At 67.5% G+C, this 24806-nt stretch carries 22 protein-coding genes; 8 read left to right on the top strand and 14 right to left on the bottom strand.

Annotation, left to right across the window (positions count from 1 at the left end):
• Positions 1 to 8 precede the first annotated feature (8 nt).
• Positions 9 to 821, top strand: a complete 813-nt coding sequence (locus ABLE94_RS19055) for an alpha/beta fold hydrolase (RefSeq protein ID WP_348809526.1) — start codon at positions 9 to 11, stop codon at positions 819 to 821.
• Here the strand turns inward: ABLE94_RS19055 and ABLE94_RS19050 are convergent.
• The 4 genes from ABLE94_RS19050 to ABLE94_RS19035 are packed head-to-tail and all read right to left on the bottom strand — an operon-like array spanning position 755 to position 5435.
• A complete protein-coding gene (locus ABLE94_RS19050) occupies positions 755 to 2614 on the bottom strand; it encodes an ABC-F family ATP-binding cassette domain-containing protein (RefSeq protein ID WP_348802930.1) in 1860 nt (619 codons plus the stop codon). The genes ABLE94_RS19055 and ABLE94_RS19050 overlap by 67 nt on opposite strands.
• Positions 2615 to 2657: 43 nt before the next feature.
• Positions 2658 to 3803, bottom strand: a complete 1146-nt coding sequence (locus tag ABLE94_RS19045; RefSeq protein ID WP_348809525.1) for a lipase family protein — start codon at positions 3801 to 3803, stop codon at positions 2658 to 2660.
• 11 nt (positions 3804 to 3814) lie between these two features.
• Positions 3815 to 4774, bottom strand: a complete 960-nt coding sequence (locus ABLE94_RS19040) for a 4-(cytidine 5'-diphospho)-2-C-methyl-D-erythritol kinase (RefSeq protein ID WP_348809524.1) — start codon at positions 4772 to 4774, stop codon at positions 3815 to 3817.
• A gap of 28 nt (positions 4775 to 4802) precedes the next feature.
• Complete coding sequence (locus ABLE94_RS19035; protein ID WP_348809560.1) at positions 4803 to 5435, bottom strand: HAD family hydrolase; 633 nt, start codon at positions 5433 to 5435, stop codon at positions 4803 to 4805.
• 170 nt (positions 5436 to 5605) lie between these two features.
• On the opposite strand from ABLE94_RS19035, the gene ABLE94_RS19030 reads away from it, so the two are divergent.
• Positions 5606 to 6610: a TIGR03557 family F420-dependent LLM class oxidoreductase gene (locus ABLE94_RS19030; protein WP_348809523.1), complete on the top strand. Its 1005-nt coding sequence runs from the start codon at positions 5606 to 5608 to the stop codon at positions 6608 to 6610.
• On the opposite strand, the gene rsmA is transcribed toward ABLE94_RS19030, so the two are convergent.
• The 4 genes from rsmA to ABLE94_RS19010 form a co-directional block, all read right to left on the bottom strand.
• Positions 6602 to 7516, bottom strand: a complete 915-nt coding sequence (rsmA, locus tag ABLE94_RS19025) for a 16S rRNA (adenine(1518)-N(6)/adenine(1519)-N(6))-dimethyltransferase RsmA (protein WP_348809522.1) — start codon at positions 7514 to 7516, stop codon at positions 6602 to 6604. The genes ABLE94_RS19030 and rsmA overlap by 9 nt on opposite strands.
• The gene (locus ABLE94_RS19020; RefSeq protein ID WP_348809521.1) at positions 7480 to 8562 is read right to left on the bottom strand and encodes a resuscitation-promoting factor; all 1083 of its coding nucleotides are present in this window, start codon (positions 8560 to 8562) and stop codon (positions 7480 to 7482) included. Before ABLE94_RS19020 ends, rsmA begins: the two co-directional genes overlap by 37 nt.
• A gap of 121 nt (positions 8563 to 8683) precedes the next feature.
• Positions 8684 to 9655, bottom strand: coding sequence for a TatD family hydrolase (locus ABLE94_RS19015; protein ID WP_348809520.1), 972 nt, complete (start codon positions 9653 to 9655; stop codon positions 8684 to 8686).
• Between the two features lie 48 nt (positions 9656 to 9703).
• Complete coding sequence (locus ABLE94_RS19010) at positions 9704 to 10546, bottom strand: PhzF family phenazine biosynthesis protein (protein ID WP_348809519.1); 843 nt, start codon at positions 10544 to 10546, stop codon at positions 9704 to 9706.
• A 135-nt stretch (positions 10547 to 10681) separates the two neighbouring features.
• Between ABLE94_RS19010 and ABLE94_RS19005 the strand changes: the two genes are divergently transcribed.
• Together ABLE94_RS19005 and ABLE94_RS19000 are read left to right on the top strand one after the other, a co-directional pair.
• Entirely contained in the window at positions 10682 to 11392 is a 711-nt protein-coding gene (locus ABLE94_RS19005) for an HAD family hydrolase (protein WP_348802940.1), read from the top strand.
• The gene (locus ABLE94_RS19000) at positions 11389 to 13743 is read left to right on the top strand and encodes a glycoside hydrolase family 65 protein (protein ID WP_348802941.1); all 2355 of its coding nucleotides are present in this window, start codon (positions 11389 to 11391) and stop codon (positions 13741 to 13743) included. Before ABLE94_RS19005 ends, ABLE94_RS19000 begins: the two co-directional genes overlap by 4 nt.
• Before the next feature lie 38 nt (positions 13744 to 13781).
• Here ABLE94_RS19000 and ABLE94_RS18995 read toward each other — a convergent pair whose 3' ends face one another.
• Positions 13782 to 14897, bottom strand: a complete 1116-nt coding sequence (locus tag ABLE94_RS18995; protein ID WP_348809518.1) for an alpha/beta hydrolase — start codon at positions 14895 to 14897, stop codon at positions 13782 to 13784.
• 156 nt (positions 14898 to 15053) lie between these two features.
• A complete protein-coding gene (locus ABLE94_RS18990; RefSeq protein ID WP_348809517.1) occupies positions 15054 to 16169 on the bottom strand; it encodes an alpha/beta hydrolase in 1116 nt (371 codons plus the stop codon).
• A gap of 157 nt (positions 16170 to 16326) precedes the next feature.
• On the opposite strand from ABLE94_RS18990, the gene metG reads away from it, so the two are divergent.
• The 3 genes from metG to ABLE94_RS18975 are packed head-to-tail and all read left to right on the top strand — an operon-like array spanning position 16327 to position 19913.
• Complete coding sequence (gene metG, locus ABLE94_RS18985) at positions 16327 to 17913, top strand: methionine--tRNA ligase (RefSeq protein WP_348802944.1); 1587 nt, start codon at positions 16327 to 16329, stop codon at positions 17911 to 17913.
• 9 nt (positions 17914 to 17922) lie between these two features.
• Positions 17923 to 19131, top strand: a complete 1209-nt coding sequence (locus ABLE94_RS18980; protein WP_348809516.1) for an aminodeoxychorismate synthase component I — start codon at positions 17923 to 17925, stop codon at positions 19129 to 19131.
• Complete coding sequence (locus ABLE94_RS18975) at positions 19116 to 19913, top strand: SGNH/GDSL hydrolase family protein (RefSeq protein ID WP_348802946.1); 798 nt, start codon at positions 19116 to 19118, stop codon at positions 19911 to 19913. Before ABLE94_RS18980 ends, ABLE94_RS18975 begins: the two co-directional genes overlap by 16 nt.
• Here the strand turns inward: ABLE94_RS18975 and ABLE94_RS18970 are convergent.
• From ABLE94_RS18970 to rsmI, 3 genes are all read right to left on the bottom strand, one after another.
• The gene (locus ABLE94_RS18970; protein ID WP_348802947.1) at positions 19857 to 20282 is read right to left on the bottom strand and encodes a PIN domain-containing protein; all 426 of its coding nucleotides are present in this window, start codon (positions 20280 to 20282) and stop codon (positions 19857 to 19859) included. The genes ABLE94_RS18975 and ABLE94_RS18970 overlap by 57 nt on opposite strands.
• Positions 20273 to 20479: a DUF2191 domain-containing protein gene (locus ABLE94_RS18965; RefSeq protein WP_348802948.1), complete on the bottom strand. Its 207-nt coding sequence runs from the start codon at positions 20477 to 20479 to the stop codon at positions 20273 to 20275. Before ABLE94_RS18965 ends, ABLE94_RS18970 begins: the two co-directional genes overlap by 10 nt.
• Positions 20480 to 20542: 63 nt before the next feature.
• Positions 20543 to 21391, bottom strand: coding sequence for a 16S rRNA (cytidine(1402)-2'-O)-methyltransferase (gene rsmI / locus ABLE94_RS18960; protein ID WP_348803207.1), 849 nt, complete (start codon positions 21389 to 21391; stop codon positions 20543 to 20545).
• A gap of 124 nt (positions 21392 to 21515) precedes the next feature.
• Here rsmI and ABLE94_RS18955 point away from each other — a divergent pair, with 124 nt between their 5' ends.
• Complete coding sequence (locus tag ABLE94_RS18955) at positions 21516 to 23060, top strand: dolichyl-phosphate-mannose--protein mannosyltransferase (protein ID WP_348809559.1); 1545 nt, start codon at positions 21516 to 21518, stop codon at positions 23058 to 23060.
• A 54-nt stretch (positions 23061 to 23114) separates the two neighbouring features.
• Here the strand turns inward: ABLE94_RS18955 and ABLE94_RS18950 are convergent, their stop codons facing one another.
• On the bottom strand, positions 23115 to 24776 hold the full coding sequence (locus tag ABLE94_RS18950; protein ID WP_348809515.1) for a BCCT family transporter: 1662 nt from the start codon (positions 24774 to 24776) through the stop codon (positions 23115 to 23117).
• Between the last annotated feature and the right edge of the window lie 30 nt (positions 24777 to 24806).

Below are 24806 nucleotides of genomic sequence, written 5' to 3'. Positions count from 1 at the left end.
GACACCCGATGAGCAGCAACGCCACTCCCGTCGTCCTCGTCCACGGTCTCCGCGTCAGCGGTGCGTCGATGCACCGTATCGCCGCGGCGATCACCGAACGCCCCGTCATCCACCCGGATCTGCCGGGCCACGGCGACCGCAGCGCCGAAACGTTCAGGATGGACGACGCCGTCGACGCCGTCCTCGACGCCATCACAACCGTCGGGGAACCCGCGGTGGTCGCCGGGATCTCCCTCGGCGGCTACGTCGCAATGGCCGCCGCGGGGCGTCACCCAGACTCGGTCGCCGGGCTGGTGACGATGGGATCGACCGCGCAACCGAGTGCGCTTCTCGCAGCACCGTTTCGGGCGTTCGGAGCGGCCACCAGTGTGCTCCCCGCGCAGGCCGCGGCCATCAGCCGCGGCCTGACGCGAGTCGCGTTGGGCCGGCAGCTGGCGCAGGACATGGAGGCCGGTGGACTCGCACTGCACTCCATCGCCGACGTCGTCGACGCGATCGCGGATTTCGACGCGCTCGGTGAGCTGTCCGCCTACCCGGGATCGATGCTCTTCGCCAACGGCGGCTGGGACCAATTCCGCATCCACGAAAAGACTTTCGCCGCATTGTCGACGCAGGCCGAACTGCGCATCATCGGCCGGGCGTCGCACCTCTACCCGCTCATCCAGCCGGAGATGACCGGGGCGATGATCGGCGATTTCGCGACCCGGATCGATGCGAGGCTGAGCCACACCCGGCGACTCACCTCGAGCCTCACTCACTCCAGCTTTTCCGCGGCCTCCAGCCACGCGGCCTCGGCGGCGTCCTTGTCCTCGATGACCTGACGCAACTCGGCGCCGAGCGACACCAGCCTGTCCGGATCGGTGGCGGCCTCGGCAAGCGCGAGATGCAGTTGCTCCTCGCGTTTGGACAGCTGCTCGAGTTGACGCTCCGCGCGATTGGCCGCCTTCCGGGCCTCGCGGTGTTCGGCAGCGCTGACGGCCGGAGCCGCGGCGCTCGCGGCCTCGGCGGCACCGTCCGCCGACGGTGACGATGCCGCGGTGGCCTCGCCCGATGCCGCCTGCGACGACCCCACCGCCGAGCCGGATGCCGATGCGCCACGCTGCATCTCCCGACGGCGCACGAGATATTGCGCGATGCCGCCGGGCAGGTTGGTGAGTGTGCGGTCGCCGAACAGCGCCCACGTCGAATCGCAGATCCGCTCGATCAGATAACGGTCGTGCGAGATCACCACCAGCGTGCCCGCCCACGAGTCGAGCAGATCCTCGAGTTGCTGCAGCGTGTCGATGTCGAGATCGTTGGTCGGCTCGTCGAGCAGCAAGACGTTCGGCTCGGCCATCAACACCCGCGTCAGTTGCAGCCGACGACGCTCGCCGCCGGACAGATCACCGACCGGGGTGCGTTGACGGGCCGGCGAGAAGCCGAGGCGCTCGGCGAGCTGACTCGCCGACATCTCCTTGTCGCCCAGCATGATTCGCGCGGCCACCGATTCCACGGCGTCGAGCACCCGCTGGTCGGGATCGAGGTCGTCGAGTTCCTGACGCAACCACCCGATGGTCACCGTGACACCTTCGACACGCCGGCCGGGAGCGACGTCGACCTCCCCGGCCAGTGCACGCAGCAGCGTCGTCTTGCCCGAACCGTTCACCCCCACCAGACCGATCCGCTCCCCCGGCGCCAGCCGCCAGGTCAGATCGTCGAGAAGGGTTTCCCCGGAAGGGGTTTCGATGTGGGCGTCCTCGAGTTCGATGACCACCCGACCCAGCCGACGACGCGCGAACGCCGACAGCGCGACCGAGTCGCGCGGTTCGGGCACATCGCTGATGAGCTTCTCGGCGGCCTCGATCCGGTAGCGCGGCTTGGATGTTCGCGCCGGCGGACCACGTCGCAGCCACGCCAGTTCCTTGCGGGCGAGGTTGCGACGACGTTCCTCGGCGGCGTCGGCCAGCCGGACCCGCTCGGCGCGGGCGAACACCCAGTCGTTGTAGCCGCCCTCGTACTCGTCGACACTGCCGTCGTGCACCTCCCAGGTGCGCATGGCGACGGTGTCGAGGAACCAGCGATCGTGGGTGACCACCACCAGCGCGCTGCGTCGCGTGATGAGGTGCTCGGCGAGCCACTCCACGCCCTCGACGTCGAGGTGGTTGGTCGGCTCGTCCAGGATGAGTACATCGGCGTCGGAGACCAGCGCCGCGGCCAGACCGACGCGGCGGCGCTGACCACCGGAGAGTTCGTCGACGCGGGTGTCGAGCAATTCGTCGATGCCGATGCCGGCGAGGATCGAACGGACCCGCGCGTCGCCGGCCCATTCATGTGCGGCGACCTCGGGGCCACCGACGACGACCTCGGCAACGGTCTTGCCTGCCGGGAGTTCACCGCGCTGGGTGACGACGGCGATGCGTGCACCACCGGCCCGCGACACCCGGCCGGAATCGGGTTCGGTGACACCACCGAGGATCTCCAGCAACGTCGTCTTACCGCCACCGTTGAGGCCGACGACGCCAATGCGTTGGCCCTCGTGCACGCCGAGGCTCACCTCGTCGAGCAGTGCGCGGATGCCGTAGCTCTTACTGATGCGATCGGCGTTGATCAGCGCGGATGCGGGGGCAGGAGACACCGGTAGACGGTATCAACCGCCATGGCGCACCGGCACATCACCGTCAGTCCCGCCCGAATGCCGAGGACACCGTCGTCATCACCTCACCGAGCGCGCCGGCGACGACCTCGGTGTGATCATCGCGACTGTGGGTGTGCAGGTCGACGTCGGTACCGGAATCCTGCATCGACCGGACCAGGGTCGCGGTGAGCGGGAACGGCACGATCGGGTCGAGCAGTCCGTGGTCGATGCGGATCGGCACCGTGTAACCGCCGGTCGGGACGCGGGTGTAGTCGGCGAGTGCGGCGGTGACGGCGTCGTCGCCCAGCGGTTCGTCCAACAGCGATCCCGGTGACACCGACCGCAGCGCGTCGGACACCTCGCCGTTGCACTGTGACCGGGCCATATCGAGATAGCGCTTGCCGTCGTCGGAGAGCCGGTCGGTGATGTGCAGGTCCGGCCGGGCATGATCGAGCCCGGCCAGGATGTAGAGGTAGAGCGCACTGACGGTGTTGACCCGTCCCAGGCTCGGCACGCTCGGGGTGAACGACTTGGTGAGCACCCCCTCGATCCCCGAGGCCGGTGCGATCGCGAGGATCTCCCGCAGATCGAGTTCCGGTGCGTACGACGGCGCTTCGTGCCCGGCGAAGAGTGCGGCGTGCCCGCCCTGGGAGTGGCCCACCGACACCCACTCGGTACCCAGGCTCGCCTCGGTCGAGCGGGCGGCGCGGATCATGTCGATCACCGAGTGTGCGGCCGCCCGTCCACCGAGGTATTCGGTCTCGCCCGCGGCGCCGAGACCGGCGTAGTCGGTGGCGGTGACGGCATAGCCGGTCTCGAGTGCGTCGATGACGGGCCGGTCGACGCCGCTGCCCTTGCGGGTGCGGCTCGGTGCGCACTGATCGGCGATCCCGGTGGTGCCGTGCGCCCACGAGAAGATGCGCCACCCGCCGCTCGGTGCCGTGCCCTTCGGGACGTAGACGACCCCGGTGGACAGGGCCATCCGATCGTTCTGGTCACGCGTCACGTAGGTGACCCGCTCGCCCGATGCGGCGCCGGGCGGAAGGTCTTCGGCGGCAATCGATTCGGCGCTCAGCACCCGGCCGGCCAGCGGCGCGGCCGAGGCGGGTGCGGCGGTGATCACACCGGCGGTGACCGCCGCGCTCAGCGCAGTCCCGAGGACACCCGCCGTCGTCACGGTCGAGTGCATGCGTCGTCTGCTCACGCGCTCGGCACCTGCCGCGTCGCACCACTGACCGGACCCGATGCGGTGCGTACCGAACGGGCCACGCCGGCGCCGGACAGTTCGGCGGCCACCGCGACGGCCGCATCCGCGTCGGCGCACAGGAACATGCACGTCGGGCCGGACCCGGAGACGATGCCGCCGAGGGCGCCGGCATCGATTCCGGCGCGCAACGTGCGACGCAGACCCGGCTGCAGGCTCAGCGCCGCCGGCTGTAAATCGTTGTGCAGCAAGGGGGCGATGACGTGGGGGTCACCCGCGGCGAGCGCCTGGACGAGTGCGTCGGGCCGGAGCTCGTCGGGGTCCGGTGTCAGGTCACGGTCGGCGCGGAGCCGGTCGAGTTCACGAAATACCGAGGGCGTGGACAGTCCGTCGCGCGCGAAGGCCAGCACCCAGTGCAGTTCCCCGCGCGCGAGCATCGGCATGAGCTGCTCACCGCGGCCGGTGCCCAGGGCGGTGCCACCCTGCACCGAGAACGGCACGTCGCTGCCGAGACCGGCTGCGATGTCCAGGAGATCGGCGCGCGGGATGTCGAGTTTCCACAACGCCGCCAATGCGACCAGCGCGCCCGCCGCGTCGGCGCTGCCGCCGGCCATACCCCCGGCCACCGGGATGCGTTTGACGATCTCGATGGCCACCTTGGGATCACGACCGGCGTACTCACCGAGGGCTCGCACCGCGCGGACCGCGAGATTGTCGTCGTCGAGGGGCACCTCGGCGACGTCGGCGCCGCGACCACTGTCGCGGGTCATCTCCACCGACAGGCCCGCCGCGCGGGCCACCGTGACGTCGTCGTACAGCGACACCGCCTGAAAGACCGTCACCAGATCGTGGTAGCCGTCATCGCGCAGCGGGCCGACGCCGAGGTGCAGGTTGACCTTGGCAGGCACGCGCACCGTCACGGCGTCGGAGATCACCGACAGGGATGCTGGGGACACGGGGATCCAGAGTAGGCGTTCATTCCGGTCACGGCCGCCATCGCGTGTCGAGAAGCACCGCGACGTCGTCGACGACCCTGATTGCGCCGGCGTCGAGCAGTTCGGCGGCCGCGGTGCCACCGGTGCGGACGGCCACACAGGACATGCCGGCCGCTGTCGCCGCGGCGACGTCCCACACGCTGTCACCGACCAGGACCGCACTGCTGCCACCGGCCCGGCGCAGCGCCTCGGTGAGCAGGTCCGGGGCCGGTTTGGAGTTGTCGGCATCATCGGCACTGGTCACCACGTCGACGTCGGTCGAAGCGAGTCCGAGAAGGTCGAGTGCCGCGTCGGTGAACTCCCGGGCTCCCGACGACGCGATGGCCACCCGGTAGCCGGATCGGGTCAACGCACGGACGAGGTCGGATGCGCCGGGGATGGCACGTACCTCCGGCAGGACCTCGCGGTACCGTTCGGCCCACTCATCGCGCAACCGGTCACCGACGGCATCCTCGACCTCGGACCCACAGACCTCCCGAACCAGCAGGTCACCGCCCATGCCGATGGCCCGGTGCACACGCCACCACGGCGGGGTCAGCCCATGGGCGGCAAACGCCCGCTGCCATGCCAGAGCGTGCAGATACCCGGAATCGATGAGCGTACCGTCGATGTCGAGGAGCACGGTGTCGACTGAGCCGACATCCGGCCGGGCCCGATCCGACGATCCCGTGTCACGGCGATCGTCGGTCGATCCTGATGAATCCACAGATGCTCCTCCCGGGTCCAGACCACGTGCCCACATCCCCCACTCCACCTTGCCACCGGACTACTCCGGAGGCAGAGAGCGAGATCATGGCGACACGTTTTGGCTACACACTCATGACCGAACAGGCCGGCCCCCGGCAGCTGGTCCGCGATGCGATCGCGGCGGAATCGGCGGGTTTCGATTTCGAGGTTTCCAGCGACCACTACTCACCCTGGCTGTCGGCGCAGGGACATGCCCCGTACGCGTGGTCGGTGCTCGGCGCGGTCGCCCACGCCACCGACGACGTCGAATTGATGACCTACGTGACCTGCCCCACGATGCGCTATCACCCGGCGGTGATCGCGCAGAAGGCGGCCACGATGCAGTTGCTCTCCGACGGCCGATTCATCCTCGGACTCGGAAGCGGCGAGAACCTCAACGAGCACGTCGTCGGGGCGGGATGGCCCGCCCTCGGTGAACGACAGGCCATGCTGTCCGAGGCCATCGAGATCATCCGCGCGCTCCTCGACGGCGGCCTCGTCGACCATCGCGGGGAGTTCTTCCAGGTCGATTCGGCCCGTCTCTGGGATCTCCCCGACGACGGAGTGCCCATCGGTGTGGCGGTGTCGGGAACCCGCGGAATCGACGAATTCGGTCCGCCGGCAGACCATCTCATCGCCGTCGAACCCAGCGCGGACATCATCGAGCAGTGGAACGCCCACCCGGACACCACCTCCATCGGGCAGGGCCCCGCACTCGCCCCGGCCCGCGCCATCGGCCAGATCCCGATCTGCTGGGACCCCGATCGCGATGTTGCCGTGGCGCGTGCCCATGAGCAGTTCCGCTGGTTCGCCGGCGGCTGGGACGTCAACGCCAACCTCCCCACCACTGCCGGCTTTGCCGCCGCCACCCAGTTCGTCACGAAAGACGATGTGGCCGCGAACATCCCGTGCGGACCCGACCTCGACAAGCTGGTCGACGGCATTCGCCCCTACTGGGAGGCGGGCTTCAGTGATGTCGCGTTGGTGCAGATCGGCGGCGGCAGCCAGGAGCGTTTCCTCGACGAGGTGGCACCGACGCTGCTGGACAAGCTCCGCTCAGCCTCAGGTTGAGGCGGCCACCTGTGCCAACCGCACGAAATCGGCGACGTCGAGTTTCTCGCCGCGGATCTGCGGGTCGATGTCGGCGGCGCGCAGGCGTCGTTCGGCCTCCACTGGTGAGCCGGCCCAGGTCGCCAGCGCCGAGCGCATGGTCTTGCGGCGCTGAGCGAAGGCCGCGTCGATGACCGCGAACACCGCGGCACGCCGGGCCGGATCGGTGGAGTGGGTGTCGCGGCGGTCGATGCGGACCAGACCCGATTCCACCTTGGGTTCGGGCCAGAACACGTTGCGTCCCACCGCACCGGCGCGCGCAACGTCGCCGAAGTAGCGGGCCTTCACGCTGGGCACGCCGTAGACCTTGTTCCCCGGTGGCGCGGCCAGCCGGTCGGCGACCTCGGCCTGCACCATCACCAAAGCTGTTGCGATGGTGGGACATTCGCTCATCAGGTGCAGCAGCACCGGCACCGCGACGTTGTAGGGCAGGTTGGCGACGAGCGCGGTGGGTGCGGCCGGCAGGTCGTCGGCGCGCACGGTCATCGCGTCGGCGGTGACCACGTCCAGCGATCCGTGTGCCGCGTAGTCGGCCGCGGTCTGCGGCAGCCGGCCGGCGAGCACCGGGTCGATCTCGACCGCGATCACCCGCGAGACGGTGCCGAGCAACGCCAGCGTCAGCGATCCCAGGCCCGGTCCGACCTCGAGGACGACGTCATCGGGTCCGACCCTGGAGGCAGCGACGATGCGTCGCACCGTGTTGGCGTCATGGACGAAGTTCTGTCCGAGCGTCTTGGTGGGACGGACACCCAGTTCGTCGGCGAGCCGACGGATCTGCGCGGGTCCCAGGAGCCGTCCGGAATCGTCCCCGGACCCAGCGTCGTCGATGCTCAGCGCAGGCCCAGCTTGGCCGAGCACGACGGCCACGCGCCCCAGCCCTGAGCTGCCTGGGTCTTCTGCGCGATCGCGATCTGCTCCTCGCGGGTGGCCAGGTCGGCGCGCGGTGCGTACTCGAGGCCGCCCCAGCGTTCCCAGGTGTTCTGGTCGAACTGGACGCCGCCGTAGAAGCCGTTGCCGGTGTTGATGGCCCAGTTGCCGGTGGCCTCGCACTGTGCGAGCTGATCCCAGACGCCGACGGGCACGAACGGGGCGCCCGGCTTGGTGCCGACCCGGACGGTGGCGGCGACCGGCTGGGTGAGGACCTCCTGGCCGACCTTGACCCGCTTGACGACCTTGCCGTTGACGGTGGTCACCTCGTAGCGGACATTGGCCTTGCCGGGCGTACCGGGCTTGACCACCACGCGGCGATCCTTGATCAGCGTCGGATCATCCTGGGTGACGTCGGGTGCGGTGATGTTCTCGGGCACCGTCGTCTCGGTGGTGCGGATGCGGGTCACGTTGATGGTCATGCCGTCGGCGACCTTCGTGGTCGCGGCGGGGGTGACCTTGTCGGTGTCGGCGAGCGGGGCGCCGATGTCGGCGAGTGCCTCGGACACCGTCTCGGCCGGCACGCTCTTGATCGACGGCACGCCGCCGTCGATGATGATGAGCTTCTTCGGCAGGGTGACGTCGACAACCGCGCCGTTGACCGGGATCGGACCACCGGCGTTGAAGTTGGTGGCGTCGTCACCGTGGGACAGGCCCTGCTGGGCGAGGAGATCGTTGACGTTGACCGCGGTGGTCTCGACGACACGTCGCTGGCCCTCGACGTCGAGGACGACCTGCTTCTTGCGGTGGAAGACGATGGTCTGCCCGTCGGAGAACGACGAGTCCAGTGCCGGTTCGACGACGTCGCCGTTGGCCGGGTCGTAGCCCTGCGAGTTCAGCAGTGAGTCGACGTCCATGGACATGGTGGCGACCTGGATCTTCTGTCCATCGACGTCGATGGTGACGTTCTTGTGCATCGTCACGCCCATCACGCCACCGGCGGCGACGGTGCACAGCACCGCTCCGATGGCGACGCGCGCACGCATCGAGTCCAACGTGTGAATCTTCGCTAAAACAGACAAGGTGAAGCATCCTGATCGGGAACGTGGCGTCCGTCTGGAACCCCCACAGGCTGACGGATCACAATACGATAACGAGACAGTTTGCTCAGCGCAAAGGTAGCCGGTAGACGCGTCGCGCGTTGACGCCGAGTTGCCGAGCCATCGTCACGTCGTCCGTTTGGCGGATGTCGGCAAGTCCACGCGCCGTGTATGGCAGGCAATACGACTGATTTGGCTGGCCACGGTAGGGATGCGCGGTGAGGAACGGCGCATCGGTCTCCACCAGGATCTGCTCAACGGGCACCAGACGAGCCGCCTCACGAAGCTCCGCGGCATTGGCGAATGTCACAGTTCCGGCGAAACTCAGCAGATACCCGCGATCTATGCATTCGCGTGCAACGTTTCGGTCACCGGAGAAGCAATGCATGATCACGACGTCGGGCGACCCTTCGGCCGCGAGAATGTCGAGCAGATCGCGATCGGCCTCGCGGTTGTGGATCATCAACGGCTTGCCGACGCGCTTGGCGAGATCAATATGCCAGGCGAAGGCGTCCTTCTGGACGGCGGGTTCGGCCGCCGACTCCGAGCGACCGGGCCAGTAGTAATCCAGCCCCGTCTCCCCGATCGCCACCACCCGCGGATCGGTGGCCATCTGCTCGAGTTCGGCGCGCGCGGCGTCGTCGAGGTCACCGGCATGCGTGGGGTGCAGCGCCACCGCAGCGAACGCCCGCTCGTCCCACCGCGCGGCATCGACGGCCCACCGCGCGTCGATCATGTCGTCGGCGACGGTGATCACCTGCCCGACCCCGACGGCGTCGGCGTGATCGAGGATCGCCCGCACCGACTCCGGGTCACGACCGCCGCACGCGGCGAGGTGGGTGTGGGCGTCGACGAGGCCGGGCAACGGCTCCGGGTCCGGCGGCGGCTCGCGACGGCGACGCTTCTTGGCCTCCTTGGCGCTGAGCTCCTTGACGGGAGCGCTGTCAGTGGGATTCTGAGCGCTGTCAACGCGGGAGTGAGCGCTGTCAGTGCGGGCGTGAGCGCTGTCAACGGGGGTCGGGCTGTCGGCGGCGGACATGGGCCCCACTGTATGGGGGCACGATCCGGGCGGATGTCCCCGCTCCGCTCAGAGTTCGACGGTTCCGGTGATCACCGTCGTGCACTCACCACCGATCCAGATGTCGTCGCCGTCGTCGGTGACGAACACCCGACCGGCCCGCCCGAGTGCGGTCCCCTGCGCGGCGACGTAGCTCTGCGGTGCGCGGCCGTCGCGTCGCAGCCACGTCGCGATGCCGGCGTTGAGGCTGCCGGTCACCGGATCCTCGGGCACCCCGTCGCCGGGAGCAAAGGCCCGCACCTCGAACAGGACCCCCGGCTCGGGCCGGGTGGCGTCGGAATGCTCGCCGACGATCCCGACCTCGTGGTCACCGAGCGCGGCGAAGTCCGGACGTACGTCGAGGACGCGTTGCGCCGAGTCGAGCTGCAGGGCCATCCACTGCGGTCCGTTGATCACCCATTCGGCGGCGACAACGTGCGCGGGATCGACCCCCAGGGCCGCGGTCACCTCGGTGACGGTGGCGGCGTCGACGGGACCGGACCTGCTCAGCGGCGGTGCCGCGAACGCGAGACGCTGCCCGTCGCGTCGGATACGCACCAGTCCGACACCGCATTCCTGGACGAGGTACTCGCCGGTGATGTCGGCTCCTGTCGCGAGGAATGCGTGCCCGGACCCGAGAGTGGGGTGCCCCGCAAAGGGCAGTTCGCCACCAGGAGTGAAGATCCGCAACCGGTAGTCGGCGGTCGGATCGGTGGGCGGCAGCACGAAGGTCGTCTCCGACAGATTGGTCCACCGCGCGAAGGCGGCCATCTGCTCGTCGTCGATGCCGTCGGCGTCGAGGACGACGGCCACCGGGTTTCCGGTGATCGGAGCGGACGCGAACACATCGACCTGCGCTAAACGACGAGACATGGCCCCATGTTTGATCATTCGCGTCGGCGACGTCCACCGGATTTCTCATCATCTGGACGGCTCGGATTCGGGTGCCCGCGCCGACATCCGTGCATACCGAGCCCGATCCGCCGCAGACAGGTAGCGTTTGCCAACGTGTTGGGTTTGCCAGATACGGTCACCGTCGCACTTTTCGATCTCGACGGCGTCCTCACCAGTACCGCTGTCCTCCATCAACGGGCGTGGAAGGCCGCCTTCGACGCCTTCCTGCGCAAGCGGGATGGCGACGCATTCACCCCGTTCACCGAGCAGGACTACCTCGACTACGTCGACGGCCGGCCCCGCGATGACGGCGTGCGGGCGTTCCTCGCCTCCCGCGGCATCGACGATGTCTCCACCGCCGATGCCGACACGATCGGCAGCGGCAAGAACGACATGTTCCTGGCCAGCCTCGAAAGCGACGGCGTCAACCCGTACCCGGGATCGGTGCGCTACCTCGAGGCGGCCCGCGACGCGGGACTGCGGATCGCGGTGGTGACGTCGTCGAAGAACGGCAAGGCCGTCCTCGACGCGGCCGATCTGTCGAAGTTCGTCGAGGTGCGCGTCGACGGACTGGAAACCGCCGCAGCAGGATTGCCGGGTAAACCGGCACCGGATTCGTATCTGCTCGGCGCGCAGCGCATGGGTGTGGAGCCGGCCGCCGCGGCCGTCTTCGAGGATGCGATCTCCGGAATTCAGGCCGGCGCCGCCGGCAACTTCGGCTATGTCGTCGGCATCGACCGGGTCGGTGGCACCCAGGCCGCGTCGATGACGGCCGCCGGAGCATCCATCGTCGTCAACGATCTCGAGGAATTGCTGCCTGCATGAGTACCAGTGATCACGCATTCGGATTCGACGTCCACCCCTGGCAGCTGCGCTGGCGAGGGCTCGACATCGACATGCTCGGTCGCACCGAGACACTCTTCGCCCTGTCGAACGGCCACCTCGGCCTTCGTGGCACCTTCGAAGAGGGTGAACCCGTCGACCATCCGGGTACCTACCTGAACGGGTACTACGAACAGCGCGGCCTGCCGTACGCCGAAAGTGGTTACGGTTACCCGGAATCCGGCCAGACCGTGGTCAACGTGACCGACGGCAAGATCATCCGCCTGCTCGTCGAGGACGAGCCGATGGACCTGCGCTACGGACGCACCGAGGAGCATGAGCGGGTCCTCGACTTCCGCACCGGCACGTTGCGACGCAACACCCTGTGGACCTCGCCGACGGGCCGCACCGTGCGCATCCGGTCCGAACGTCTGGTGTCGTTCACCAAACGCACCATCGCCGCCATCCACTACGAGGTGGAGCCGATCGACGAGGACATGAAACTCGTCCTGCAGTCGGATCTGCTTGCCAACGAACCGGTTCCGCTTCCCGGCAACGATCCGCGTCTGGCCGCGGCGCTGGATTCGCCGTTGGTCTCCGACCTGGCGACCTGCCGCAACTACTGGGGAATCCTGGTCCACCACACCAAGAAGTCCGGTCTGCACATGGCCGCGGGTATGGATCACGAGATCGACTTCCCGGACCGTGCGGACACCTTCATCCGCGCCGACGGTGATCTGGCACGCCTGACCGTGGCCGCCAACGTCCCGCAGGGCACCAAGCTCAGCCTGACCAAGTACATCGGATACGGCTGGTCGGCCCGACGATCGGTGCCCGCCCTGCGCGCACAGGTCGACGCCGCGCTGGCCATGGCGATGGAAACCGGCTGGGAATCACTGAAAGCCGATCAGGGCCGCTACCTCGACGACTTCTGGCGCGACGCCGACGTCGAGGTCGACGGCGATCCCGAACTGCAGCAGGCGGTCCGGTTCGCGTTGTTCCACGTCCTGCAGGCCGGCGCCCGTGGCCAGTCCCGCGCCATCCCGGCCAAGGGACTCACCGGTCCCGGCTACGACGGCCACACCTTCTGGGACACCGAGAGTTTCATCCTGCCGATGCTCACCTACACCGTGCCCGCCGCGGCCGGCGAGGAACTGCGGTGGCGTCACGCCACCATCGACAAGGCGAAATCGCGTGCGGCCGAATTGGCCCAGCGCGGCGCCATGTTCCCGTGGCGCTCGATCAACGGTGACGAGTGTTCGGGCTACTGGCCGGCGGGAACCGCGGGCGTGCACGTCAGCGCCGACATCGCCAACGCGACCGGGCGCTACCTGCGCGCCACTCACGACGAGCAGTTCGAAACCGAGTGTGGCGTCGAACTTCTGGTGGAGACCGCGCGCCTGTTCGCCGGCATGGGCCATCACGACATCAACGGCAATTTCCGCATCGACGGCATCACCGGGCCCGACGAGTACACCGCGGTCGTCAACAACAACGTCTTCACCAATCTCGCTGCGCAACAGAACTTCCGCGACGCGATCGCCGCGGTGCATCGACGCCCCGATCTCGCTCAGCAGTTCGGCGTCACCAATGCCGAGACCGCACACTGGGAATCGTGCGCCGACGACATGACGCTGCCCTACGACGAGGCCCTCGGGGTGCATCAGCAGTGTGAGGCGTTCACCCTGCTCGGCGCCTGGGACTTCGAGGAGTCGAAGGGCAAATACCCACTGCTGCTGAACTATCCGTACTTCGACCTGTATCGCAAGCAGGTGGTCAAGCAGGCCGATCTGGTGTTCGCGATGTACATGTTCGGCGACGCCTTCACGCCCGAGCAGAAGCTACGCAACTTCGACTACTACTATCCGCTGACGGTGCGTGACTCGTCACTGTCGGCGTGTTGTGAGGCGGTCACCGCGGCCGAGGTCGGCTACCTCGATCTGGCCTACGACCTGATGGCCGAATCGGTGTTCACCGACCTGCACGACCTGCACGACAACGTCGCCAGCGGCCTCCACATCGCCGCCCTGGCCGGCGCGTGGACCGACTGCGTGGCCGGCTTCGGCGGTATGCGCGACTTCGGCGGACACATCACCTTCGCCCCGCGACTGCCCAGCAAGCTGGACTACCTGTCCTTCCGCATGATCGTCCGGGACTCCAAGATCGTTGTCGCCATTGACAAGTCGACCGCCACCTATCGTTTGCTGTCGGGTCCGGCGATCGATCTGGCCCACCACGGCGAGAAGTTCACCCTCACCGAGGGCACACCGGTGAGCATGCCGATCCCGGAGATCGAACGACGCGACCCGCCCAAGGCACCGCCGGGATGCGAGCCGTATCAGCGCCTGCTGTAGAAGCGCCGCCGCACCTGGCACCGGGCACCCCGGATCCGTCAATGCGTCGGTGACGCACCCGGATCCGGGGTGACGTAACGGTTCGCGAGCTCACCGAGCTTGCGCAACACCCGTTTGCTCGATTCGGCCCACGGCATGAGGATCGGGAAGACGTGGAACATGCCGCGTTCCTCCATCGCCATCACCGGTACGTCGGCGGCCTCGAGATTGCGCACGAACTGCCGGATGCCGTCCCGGAACATCTCCACCTCACCCCAACAGACGAAGGTCGGCGGGAACCATTCCGGGTCGGGGTGACCATAGACCGCGGAGACCCGGGCGTCGTTGGGCTGCACGCCTTTCAGGTACGGGGCGACCGGAATGCTCCACGGCAGGATGTCGTGGGCGGCGTTGTCGACCACCGAGTCATGGTCCAGATCGAGATCGACCTCCGGCGAGAACAGCCCCAGCGCAGCGGGTTTCGGCAGCTGGTGGTCGTGCAGGTAGGACACCAGCGAGGTGGCCAGTCCGCCGCCACCGGAATCCCCGGCGACGATCAGATGATCCGGGTCGACCCCACGTCCGAGCAGGCCCCGATAGACGTCGGCGGCGTCGAGAATGCCTGCCGGAAAGGGGAATTCCGGCGCCATCCGGTAGTCGGCGATGAAGATCTCACAGCCGGTGATCCGCACCAGGGCGGCCGCGAACGCCGAGTACATCATCGGTGATGTACCGATGTAGCCGCCGCCGTGCAGGTACAGGATCGTGCCGTTGATCGAACTCTTGGTTCCGTCACCGTCGACATAGGAATCGGAACTGTCCTTGGCCCGGCACCAGATCCCGGGAACCCCACCGATCTCGTCGTCGACGATCTCCACCTTCCCGGCCACCCCGATGACCGGCGGCAGGACCACCTGACAGATGTCGTCGATGATCTTCTCCATCGACCGGAACTCCTCGATGGGAAGGCCCATCGAATATCCCATGAACGCCCGGATCGTCTGCCGGGTCACCGACTGTCCGACGTTGTCGAGAAGGCCACCCGGGCCGCGCCAGGGTTGCGTGAACGGGACCCGCGCCAAACCGTTGAGCATCGTCTCGGCAAGGCCCACCACGGCCAGCGCCGTAATCGGCGCCGACGCCGTGTCAACGTCGTCTCGATCAGCCATCACCATGCCGCCAGGGTATGGGGACCGCCGAATCCGGGCCAAACGAGCGCGTGGTCACGATCGACGTACGGCGCGAATGCGCGCCCCGAATGACACGTTCCTGCACCTGCCGAGGACGTCGACGGCGAAAATCCTCCCCACGTCGGCGTCAGTGGGTCGGCGTCAGTGGGTCGGCGTCGCCTCCGGATCGGATGCGACATGCCGGCCGACGAACTCATTGAGTGTGCGGTACACCTCGTGTGAACTCTCCGCCCACGGCATCAGGATCGGGAAGACGTGGAACATGCCCCGCTCCTCCAGTGCGGTCACCTCGATACCCGCCTTTTCCAGCGAGGCGACGAAGTCGCGGATCGGATCGCGGAACATCTCGTCTGCACCCCAGCACACGAAGGTGGGTGGGAACCACTCGTCGTCCGGTTCGGCGTAGACCATCGACACGCGTTTGTCGTCGGGTTGCACGCCGTGCAGGTACGGGGTGACCGGCACATTCCACGGCAGGATGTCGGTGCTCGCGTTCTCGGTGATCGACGGATGGTCCATGTCGAGATCGACCTCGGGCGAGAACAGGGCGACCGCAGCCGGGCGGGGCAGCCCGACCTCGCGGAGGTACCCGGCCAGCGAGGTCGCCAAACCGCCTCCTCCGGAGTCGCCCGCGATCACCAGGTGATCGGCGTCGACACCGCGCTCCAGCAATCCCCGGTAGACGTCGGCGGCGTCATGCACACCGGCCGGGAAGGGGAACTCCGGTGCCATCCGGTAGTCGGCGATGAACACCTCGCAGCCGGTGCCACTGACCAGGGAGGCGGCGAAGGCCGAGTACATCATCGGTGTCGTGCCGATGTAGCCGCCGCCGTGCAGGTAGAGGATGGTGCCGTCGATCGCGGTCTTGCGCTGGTCGTCGTCGACGAACTCGTCCGAACTGGCGCGCGAGCGCAACCAGAGACCGGGCACACCGTTGATCTCGTCGTCGGTGACCTCGACGTCGTCGGTGAGGTGGATGAACGGCGGGATGACCACACGGCACAGGTCGTCGAGAACCTTCTCCATCGACCGGAACTCCTCGATCGGCAGGCCGACGATGTAGCCCATGAACGACCGCACCGCCTGCCGGGTGACCGATTGCCCGACATTGTCGAGCAGCCCGCTCGGCCCGTTCCAGAATCTGCGGAACGGCACCCTGGCCAGGCCGTTGAGCATGCCGTCGGCCAGGCCGACCAACGTCAGCGCGGTCACCGGTCCGGACGCGGTCTCCACCTCGGGGCGGTCAGCCATCACCATGGCCACCAGCCTAGGCCGTGCGCTCGGAGCTCACCTGCGGACAATGTCGACGATTCCGTGTCGTGGCCACTCCCCAGAGGCGGCGGTCGGCGAGAGGCGAGCGCCGCCGGGCCACGGGTCGGGCCGACCGCATGCACCCAGTATCCTGACAACCACTATGCCCACTGATCTGACCAGCACCGACGCAGGCTCGTCGGACGGCCCGACCTCCCACGGCGCCGGCCGCCCGTATTACCTGACCACCGCGATCGCCTACCCGAACGGCGCCCCGCACATCGGGCACGCCTACGAGTACATCTCGGCCGACGCCCTCGCGCGGTTCAAGCGACTCGACGGCTTCGACGTCCGGTTCCTCACCGGCACCGACGTCCACGGTCAGAAGATGCAGCAGACCGCGGAGAAGGAGGGCATCCCGACCGCCGAGCTCGCGCGCCGCAACTCCGACCGGTTCCAGGAACTCCAGGACCGGCTCGGATCGAGCTATGACCGGTTCATCCGCACCTCCGACGACGATCACAAGCGTGCATCGGAGGCCATCTGGCAGCGCATGAGCGAGGCCGGCGACATCTATCTCGATGCCTACTCCGGCTGGTACGACATCCGCGACGAACTGTTCTACGCCGAGTCCGACACCGAGGTCAACGACGCCGGTGAGCGCGTGGCCACCGACAACGGTCACGTCCTCACCTGGACCGAGGAGCAGACCTACTTCTTCCGGTTGTCGGCCTACCAGGACAAGCTCCTCGATCTCTACGAGAGCCACCCGGAGTTCATCGGGCCGGATGTCCGCCGCAACGAGGTGATCAGCTTCGTCAAGGGCGGGTTGACCGATCTGTCGGTGTCGCGCACCACCTTTGACTGGGGAGTGCCGGTGCCCGGGCACCCCGATCACGTCATGTACGTCTGGGTGGACGCCCTCACCAACTATCTGACCGGCGTCGGATTCCCGGACGACACAACGACATTCGAGAGGTACTGGCCGGCGGATCTGCATGTGATCGGCAAGGACATCATCCGCTTCCATTGCGTGTACTGGCCGGCGTTCCTGATGAGCGCGGGCATCGAGCTGCCGAAACGCGTGTTCGCCCATGGCTTCCTGTTCAACAAGGGCGAGAAGATGAGCAAGTCCGTCGGCAACGTCGTCGACCCCGACAACCTCATCGACGAGTTCGGCCTCGATCCGGTGCGGTACTTCTTCCTCCGCGAGGTGTCCTACGGTCAGGACGGATCGTATTCCGCCGAGGCGATCGTGGCGCGCATCAACGCCGATCTCGCCAACGAGTTCGGCAACCTCGCCCAACGCACGCTGTCGATGATCGGCAAGTACTTCGACTCGGTGGTGCCCAGCCCGGGTGAGTTCACCGACGCCGATCAGACGTTGCTCACCGCCACAGGCGAATTGCTGCCGACGGTGCGCACCCACTTCGACAACCAGGCCATCCACCTCGGCCTCGAGGCGTTGTGGTCGGTGCTGGCCGACACGAATCGTTACATCTCCGCCCAGGAACCGTGGAAACTGGCGAAGACCGATCTGGAACGCACCGGCACCGTGCTCTACGTCTGCGCCGAAGTGGTCCGCGTCGTCGCACTGCTGGCCCAGCCGGTACTGCCGACGTCGTGTGGGAAGCTGCTCGATCTGTTGACGGTCGGCGAGCGCCGCGACTTCACCGCCGTGGCCGACCGACTCACGCCGGGATCGCAGTTGCCCAAGCCCACACCGGTTTTCCCGCGTTACGAGGGATGACCGGAGGGAATGTCGGCCACCGCACCGGACGTCCTGCGGGCGCTGCATGCCCACACCCGTGAACGCGGCCTCCCCCCGCCGGCCGCACTGATCGGCGACTGGTGGGATGCCGACGCGGTGATCGCACCGTCCATCGACATCCGGGCCGGTCACCTGCCGGAGGATCGGCCGGACCGATTCTGGTTGGGCTACCGCGGATTCGACGGTCGACGACGGGACGAGGCGGCGCTGCCGGTGAGTGCGGGCGGCGTCACGGCCCATCTGCTGGTGCTGCGGGAGGGACGGTGGCACACGGTGTCCGCCGACGACTCGACGCCCCCGGCGTGGGTGGACGATGTGGTGGAGCGGTCGTGGGCGACGGCGCCGTCCCGAGCCGGCTGGGCCGCGACGTGGACGCCACCGGATCGTGATCACCACCTCGCCGCCATCGAGGAATGTCTCGAGGCCATTCGAGCCGGCGAGATCTATCAGGCGTGCGTGTGCACCCGGTTCGACGGCGCCCTCGACGGGGCACCCCTCGACTTCTACTGCGACCTGACCTCCACCACCCGACCCGCGAAATCCGCTTTTCTGCAAGGCGATTGGGGCGCGGTGACCAGTTTCTCCCCGGAGAGCTTCCTGCGCCGGACGGGGAACATCGTGACGTCCTCACCCATCAAGGGCACGCTGCCGGCCGACGCCGATCCGAACCTCTTGGCCGCCTCGACCAAGGACATCGCCGAGAACGTGATGATCGTCGATCTGGTCCGCAACGATCTGAGCCGTGTCGCGGTCACCGGTTCGGTGCACGTCACCAGCCTCCTCGAAGTGGTCGCCGCGCCGGGGGTGTGGCACCTGGTGTCCCGGGTCCAGGCGATCCTGCCACCCGAGGTGGGCAACTCCGGACTGCTGGAGGCGACCTGGCCGCCGGCGTCGGTGACCGGGACCCCCAAGATCCGGGCCCGAGAACTCCTCGAGGACTGGGAATCCCACGCGCGCGGTGTGTACTGCGGCGCGGTCGGCCTGGCCGGACCCGACGGTCTCCTCGACCTCAACGTGGCCATCCGGACCGTCGAGATCGCTCCGGACGGCGGGCTACACCTCGGTGTCGGCGGCGGCATCACCATCGACTCCGATCCGGCGCGCGAATGGCAGGAATGCCTCGACAAGGCCGCCAGCATCGTGACCGCCACCGCCACAGTCGATCTCGAGGAGGGAATGTCGTGCCGCGAATCGTGACACTGGCGACCGCAGCGAGATGGCGGACCCCGACCGCGCTGTGGCAGGGTCTGCGCGCCCAGCGAATCGTCCTGCGCCTCCCCCAGGCCGACGGCGACGACGGTGTGATCACCGGCGACACCGGCGGTGGGACAACACGACTCCTCGTGATCGGTGACAGCCTCGCCGGCGGGGTCGGCGTGGCGCATCACCACCACACCCTCGCCGGTGGCGTCGCCGGGCGACTCGCCGAACGACTCGGCGGTGAGGTGGCATGGCACGTCCGCGCCCGAACCGGCTACACCGCAGGCGAAGTGATCACACTCATCGACCCGGACCTGCTCGCGAACGCGGACGTGGTGATCGTGTCAGTGGGCGCCAACGACACGAAGAACATGCACACCCCGCGTCGCTGGCGTACCGAACTCACCGCACTGCTGGCCGAGATCACTTCCGGCGCGGCCGAATCCGCGCGAATCGTGCTGCTGCCGGTCCCGATGCTGCAGATGTGTCCGGCGTTGCCGCGCACCCTGGCCACCGTATTGGGTGCGCGCGCAGCACATTTCGACGACATCGCGTCGCAGGTGTCCGCGGGTTTCGCCGGCATCGGCCGCTTCGCGCGGTTCGTGCCACCCGGCGGTGCCGATCTCTTCGCCGCCGACGGATTCCACCCGTCGGAGAACTTCCACGCGATCTACGCCGAGCAGATCGACGCGGTGTTGCGGGCGGACACCGTCAGCGGGGAATCAGCGCAAGTATCCGGGTGTGGCGACCCAACGATGACGGAACTCGATCACTTCTGACGCGATGTCGAAGTCGTGATCGTAGTGGATCACCGTTACGCCACTCGATGCGGCAATCACCGCGATCAACAAATCGGCCATACCGACTGCTCTGTGTCGCCCGGTGCGTGACAACTCGTGCTGGGCATCGAGAGCATACCGCCAGTGCTCATCGTCGGTGGCCAGGTACTCATAGGCCAACCGACGATCAGACCAGAGTTGTTCGTATTCTTGCCGATTGCGAGCGCTGTAGAGCGCCTCCGCGTCGAGTTGCGCCGTCGTTGCCACCAGCCCGGCGTCGATGAGTGGTGCCAGCCGGGCAGCCACCGACGCGTGTGTCATGCGTGCGGCTGCACTGGTGTCAATCAGGTAGCGGGCAATCAGCGCCACACGTCGTCCCGGTTGTCCGACGATGTCATCGATGCCAGTCCACCGCGTTCGAGCCAGTCCACCTGACGCGCACGCGCGGACGCTGCCGCGGCCTGTTGTAGAGCCGCTCGAACCGTGTCCGACACGCCGGTCGTCTTCAACTCGGCTCGGGCCGCCGCCAGTAGATCATCGTCGAGATCGATCAGTCGTTTCGTCATCTCCAACCTCCACCATATATCTGCCGAGTTCACAGTATATACAACCGCCGGTCCGCGGCCACCTCACTCCGACCGCGCCGCCAGCACCGCCTCATACACCTCACGTCGGGAGACGCCGGTTCCCCGGGTGACCTCCTCACACGCGGCCTTGAGCCGCATGCCACCGTCGGCGAGGGCCTGCGCCCGGGCGGCGAGATCGTCGATGTCGGCCTCGGCGGGCGTGGCGCCGCTCAGGACGACGGTGATCTCACCCTTCACCCCAGCCGCTGCCCATTCGGCGAGTTCGGCCAGGGTGCCGCGGCGCACCTCCTCATAGGTCTTCGTCAGCTCCCGGCAGACCGCCGCACGACGATCCGAACCCAGCACGTCGGCGGCCACCGCCAGCAGATCGGCCAGCCGGTGGGGCGATTCGAAGAACACCGCGGTGCGCGGTTCGTCGCGCAGCGTCGTCAGCCAGTCGCGTCGCGCCCCCGGTTTGCGGGGTGCGAAGCCCTCGAAACTGAACCGCTCCGACGGCATCGCCGACACCGCCAGTGCGGTGGTCACCGCCGACGGCCCGGGCAGCGCGGTCACCCGCAGGCCGGCCTCCGCGCACGCGACCACCACGCGGTACCCCGGGTCGCTGACCGACGGCATCCCGGCGTCGGTGATCAGCAGCACCGTCGCCCCACCGGCGATGGCCTCCACCAGCCGTGGCGTGCGCGCGGCCTCCACCTGGTCGTAGTAGCTGATCAGCTCACCGCCGATGGACACGCCCAGACCCGCGGCCAGGGCGCGGGCGCGACGGGTGTCCTCGGCCGCCACGATGTCGGCCGACTCGAGTGCCGCCACCAACCGTGGCGACGCGTCGTCGTAGCGGCCCATCGGGGTGGCCGCGAGGACCAACGCGCCCGGCCCGTCCGGTGACGACATATCCGGCAAAGTCATGCCGACAGCGTACGGCTGCGTAAGCCGGCACCAACCGACCATTACGATCGGACGAGTGACACTCACCGCCGGCGGCGTCGTATTGGGCGAGCCGCATCACAGCGCCGAGATCACGGCGTCGGCGCATGCGACCTCGCCGACCCCGGGCCCGGAGATCCCGACCCCACTGTTCGGGGCGACGGATCGGCGGCGAGGGCTGATCGTCGGCCTGATCATCGGCGCCATCGCCACCCTCACCCGGTTCTGGCTGCTGTGGACGCCCACCGATGACGGCACCCCGATCTTCGACGAGAAGCACTACGTCCCGCAGGGCTGGCAGGTGCTCACCGGCGGCAATTGGATCGAGGACAACCCGGCCTACGGCCTGGTGGTGCATCCGCCGGTCGGCAAGTGGCTCCTCGCGATCGGCGAGTCGATGTTCGGGTACACCCCGATGGGGTGGCGCGTCATGTCCGCGCTCGCCGGCATCGCGATCGTGGTGATGATCTACGCGTCCGTGCGCCGGATGACACGCTCGACGCTGATCGGCGCGATCGCCGGCATCTTCGCGATCTGCGACGGCGTGCTGTTCGTCCAATCCCGGCTCGGCATGCTCGACATCTTCCAGGCCTTGTTCGTCGTCGCGACCTTCGCCGCGGTCATCGCCGACCGCGATCAGGTGCGCGCACGCATGCACAAGGTCTACCTCGAGGGCCGCATCGGCGATTCGGTGTACGGGCCGCGGATGGGTTTCCGCTGGTACCGCTTCACCGCGGGTGTGATGCTCGGCCTGACCTGTGGCACCAAGTGGTCCGGCATCTACTACGTCATCTTCTTCCTGCTACTCTCCCTCGGATTCGACGTCGCCGCGCGACGCGCCTATCACGTGAAGCGTCCGTGGGTGGGCACCCTGATGCGCGACGTGGTGCCGTCGGGTCTGAGCATGGCGGTGATGCCGGTCGCGATCTACCTGGCGACGTTCATCCCGTGGTTCTCCGGCGAGACGTCGGTGTACCGCTATCAGGTCGGCAACACGATCGGCACCGGCGGCACCTGGTCATGGGTGCCCGGCGCGTGGCGCTCGCTCTGGTACTACGAGGCCGGAATCCTCAAATTCCACGCGGGCCTGACCAATTCCGCGGGCAACCATCACCCGTGGGAATCCAAACCCTGGACGTGGCCGATGAGCCTGCGTCCGATGCTCTACGCACTGGAGAACGGGCCCGATCGGTGCGGCGGCGGCGAATGCGTCCGCGCGCAGATGCTGATCGGCTCTCCCGCGATGTGGTGGCTGGCCCTGCCGATGCTGTTGTGGGGCCTGTGGTCGTGGTTCGTCCGTCGCGACTGGCGCTACGCCGCCGTCGTCACCGCCTACGCCGCCGGCTTCCTGCCCTGGTTCATCGAACTCGATCGGCAGATGTACTTCTTCTACGCGACCGTCCTGGCACCGTTCCTCGTGATGGGGCTGGCGTTGTGCTGCGGCGACATCCTGCGCGGCTCGAGACGGACGGCACCCGGTACCAGACCCGAACGTCAGGCCCTCGCGGTCCTCGTCGTCGCCATCTATGTCGGGCTGGTGGTGGCCAACTTCGCCTGGCTGTGGCCGATCCTGACCGCCTCCCCCATCTCACCGACCATGTGGCGCCAGCAGATCTGGCTGCCGAGTTGGGGCTGATACCCAGTCGACGCGATGGGCGCCCACTCGACGCGAATGGGCGCCCACTCGACGTCAGTCGGAGCGCGGGACGATGGGGGTGACCGAAGTGCCGTCGACGGCCGGCATCTCGCCGGTGCTGATGACCTCGGCCTGTTTGCGGATGTGATCGTCGACCTGACCGGCCAGGATCTGCCTCGACACGATCAACGGGTCGCGGCGCAGATCCATGAACAGCGACACGCACATCCCGATCATCACCAGGACGAACGGCAGGGCGGCGATGATCGCCATCTGTTTGATGCCGTTGAGCGCCTCGTGGTTGGGATCGTCACCGCCGATGGCGAGGAGCAGTGCGGCCACGCCGCCGGTGAGAACACCCCAGAAGATGGTGGTGAGACGACGGGGTTCCTCCGCACCGCGTTCGCTGAGCGTCCCCATCACCAGTGACGCCGAGTCGGCACCGGAGACGAAGAAGATGGCGACCAGGATCATCACCAGTGCCGACGCGATTCCCGTCCACGGCAGGTTGGCCAGGACGTCGAACAGGGTGTCCTCGCTGGCGGCGGTGTCGGGATCGAACGGAAGGACCCCGTCCATGTTCTGCCGGATGGCGGTCCCACCGAAGACGGCGAACCAGACCAGCGACACCGCGACCGGCACCACCATCACGCCGAAGACGAATTCGCGGATGCTGCGTCCACGCGAGATCTTCGCCAGGAACATGCCGACGAACGGCGTCCACGACACCCACCAGGCCCAGTAGAAGATCGTCCACCCGGCCAGCCACTCCTGTCCGTCGGCGTCGACGGTGGCACCGGATCGGGCGGAGAAGAACGGCAGGTCGTTGAGGTAGGCACCGAGCGTGGTGGGCATCAGATTCAAGATGAAGACCGTGGGGCCCACGACGAAGACGAACACCGCGAGGATCAACGCCAGCACCATGTTGATGTTCGACAACCACTGAATGCCCTTGGCGATCCCCGATACCGCCGACAGGACGAAGCATGCGGTGAGGACCGCGACGATGGCGACGAGCAGCATCACCCCCGGATTGTCGACCCACCCGACCTTGCTGATTCCCGATCCGATCTGCAGCGCACCGAGTCCCAGCGACGCCACGGTCCCGAATAATGTCGCGAAGATCGCGAGGATGTCGATCACCTTGCCGATCGGACCGTGGGCCCGTGAGCCGAGGATCGGCGAGAACACCGAACTGATCAGCTGATTACGACCGCACCGGTAGGTGCCGTACGCAATCGCGAGGCCCACAACGGCATACATCGCCCACGGGTGAAAACCCCAGTGGAACATGGTTGTTGCCATCGCGGTGCGTACGTCCTCCGCGGACATCTCCGGGGGTGCGGACACGTAGTGGAACAACGGCTCGTAGGAACCGAAGAACATCAGGCCGATTCCCATTCCGGCGCTGAACATCATGGCGATCCAGCTGATCGTGCGGTACTCGGGCGCCTCCCCGTCGCGGCCGAGCGGGATACGTCCGTACTTCGACAGCGCCAGATACACCGCGAAGATGACGAAACCCGATGCGGACAACACGAACAGCCAGCCGAGATTTCCGGTGATCCAGCCGAGCACGGTGTCGGTGACGGTGTTCAGGTTGTCGGGCGCGGCCAGACCCCAGATGACGAAGGCGATGATGAGCACAGCGGTGACGCCGAAGACCGTCGGATCCAGCGTGACTCGCGTTCGGCGGGGAGGAAATTGAGTGGACACCAATTCACACAACCAAACCTTGATGTGTTT

This window comes from Gordonia sp. VNK1, assembly GCF_040049135.1.
Lineage (GTDB): Bacteria > Actinomycetota > Actinomycetes > Mycobacteriales > Mycobacteriaceae > Gordonia > Gordonia oleivorans.
The sequence above is the reverse complement of the archived record's forward strand: the minus strand, read 5'-3'. Positions and strand labels throughout refer to the sequence as shown.